The following is a 2,352-nucleotide window of genomic DNA, read 5'->3' as shown; positions in this document are numbered from 1 at the left end:
GCCTGTGCCCAGGTTATAAGCATCTACTCCTGTTGTACTCAGTACTTTCTCAAGCGCCTTTACGTGACCATTTGCTAAATCCACAACATGGATGTAATCACGGACTCCTGTTCCATCTTTCGTTGGATAGTCATTTCCGAATACGCTTAATTCTTTTAACTTACCTACCGCTACTTGCGTTACATATGGCATTAAGTTATTTGGGATTCCATTTGGATCTTCTCCGATACGCCCACTTTCGTGTGCACCAAATGGATTGAAATAGCGAAGTAATGCGATACTCCATTCTGCATCTGCAAATGCTACATCACGCATAATTTGCTCAATCATTAATTTCGTTTGACCATATGGATTTGTTGCACTTAATGGAAACTCCTCGGTAATCGGTGACGTTTCCGGGATACCATATACAGTTGCAGATGAACTAAAGATTATCTTCTTTACATTATGTTTCTGCATTACTTCACATAGCACTAACGTGCTTGTAATGTTGTTATGATAATATGTTAATGGAATCGCTACTGACTCCCCTACAGCTTTAAATCCTGCAAAGTGAATAACTGCTTCAATTGAATTTTCTTCAAAAATTGCGTCAAGCGCTTCGCGATTTAAAACATCTTCTTTATAAAACTTAAATTGTTTTCCTGTTATTTCTTTTACTCGATTTATAGATTCTACCGAGCTATTCGAAAGATTATCCACTACTATAACTTCGTAACCGCTATTTAGTAATTCTACACATGTATGACTACCAATATATCCTGCTCCACCTGTTACAAGTATTGCCATAATTATAGTCCTCCATATTTCATTCATTATAAACTTCTCAAAGTATATCACATATTTCTTATCCTATGTTTAACATGCGAACACAGAAACTTACATTTTATCCCATAATAATTTTATAACATATACGATTCTAATCAGGTAATAAAAAAATGCCACATAATTTTTATTATGTGGCGTTTTTTTATCAAATTACGTAACAATATACACTTAGAAAATGCGCAAGACTACCTAATAATACAAAAACATGAAAAATTTCATGATGCCCCATATATTTAAACTCTAACCATTTTGGCTTTGTTCCATAAATAAATCCACCAATTGTATAAAAAATGCCACCAAGTACTAAGAAAATAATGCCTCCTGTACTTAAATTCTCAGCTAACGGTGCAAAGAATAAAACAATTAACCAACCCATCGTAATATAAATTGCTGTCGATAACCACCTTGGACAATTAAACCAAAACATTTTAAATACAATGCCACAAATCGCAGTTGCATAGACTAAACAAAATAATAGCAAACCACTTGCTGAATTTAATGTAATTAAGCAAAAGGGTGCATATGTACCTGCAATTAATATAAAAATCATAGAATGATCTAGCTTCCTAAAGAAGTATATAACACGTTCATTGGCCACAACACTATGATATACAGCTGACGCCGTATAAAGGACCATCATTCCAATACCAAACAAAATAACAGCTGTAATTGCAGCAAATGATGGCATCTTGATAGAAACTTTCACAAGCATAGCTAATAACGCAATAAATGATAATATCGCTCCACCTAAGTGAGTAAATGCATTAACTGGTTCCCTTACGTAATTATTCATAATAACACCCCTCATATAATTACATGTAGTTTTGATAACTACATGTAATTATATACACATTTCTTTTTAAGGTCAACATTTACAATTCATTTGTTTCGTAATACCATATTTAAAGATATATTAAACATTAAGTTCCACTAAGTTATAAAAGTGAGGGATTCTACGTGGAAAATATAAATGAATTACTTAAGACATTACATTTAGAAAAAAACATTAAACTTGAGGATATTCCAAATGTTGACTTATATGTAGACCAAGTTGTCCAACTATTTGAGAATACTTATGCAGATACAACGAGAACTGATGATGAAAAAGTATTAACAAAAACGATGATTAATAATTACGCAAAAGGGAAACTATTCATCCCTATCAAAAATAAAAAGTATTCAAAAGAGCATATGATTTTAATTAGCCTAATTTATCAATTAAAGGGAGCTCTCTCCATTAACGACATAAAAAGTTCATTAGAAACTATAAATGACTCCTTATTAAATGATGATTCATTCGAATTAAATACGTTATACAAAAATTATCTTGCTCTTACTGAAAGCAATGTCGAAAGCTTTAAACAAGACGTAAATAACCGTGTTACAGAAGTAAATGAGATTTCTTCCTTAGAAGATACAAAGCTAGAAAAATTTCTACTACTAACATCCTTCGTGACTATGAGTAATATGTATAGACGTTTAGCGGAGCAACTAGTGGATGATTTAAAAGAATCATAAATAAAA

At 32.1% G+C, this 2,352-nt stretch carries 3 protein-coding genes; 1 reads left to right on the top strand and 2 read right to left on the bottom strand.

Annotated features, from left to right (window positions below; translation table 11 throughout):
• Both galE and trhA read right to left on the bottom strand, forming a co-directional pair.
• Nucleotides 1–789 (bottom strand): UDP-glucose 4-epimerase GalE (gene galE, locus HMPREF1014_RS20915; protein WP_000996547.1); only part of this gene is annotated, 789 nt, incomplete at its 3' end.
• Between the two features lie 184 nt (nt 790–973).
• On the bottom strand, nt 974–1,621 hold the full coding sequence (trhA, locus tag HMPREF1014_RS20910; RefSeq protein ID WP_001067426.1) for a PAQR family membrane homeostasis protein TrhA: 648 nt from the start codon (nt 1,619–1,621) through the stop codon (nt 974–976).
• Between the two features lie 164 nt (nt 1,622–1,785).
• On the opposite strand from trhA, the gene HMPREF1014_RS20905 reads away from it, so the two are divergent.
• Nucleotides 1,786–2,346: a DUF1836 domain-containing protein gene (locus HMPREF1014_RS20905; RefSeq protein WP_000427884.1), complete on the top strand. Its 561-nt coding sequence runs from the start codon at nt 1,786–1,788 to the stop codon at nt 2,344–2,346.
• Nucleotides 2,347–2,352 lie beyond the last annotated feature (6 nt).

This window comes from Bacillus sp. 7_6_55CFAA_CT2, from assembly GCF_000238655.1.
Classification (GTDB): Bacteria; Bacillota; Bacilli; order Bacillales; family Bacillaceae_G; genus Bacillus_A; species Bacillus_A cereus.
This window is presented reverse-complemented; position numbering and strand designations above follow the sequence as displayed.

What these genes read in the sequence shown, in the direction of transcription:
- trhA (WP_001067426.1), bottom strand. Translation starts at nt 1,621, where the DNA reads ATGAATAATTACGTAAGGGAACCAGTTAATGCATTTACTCACTTAGGT.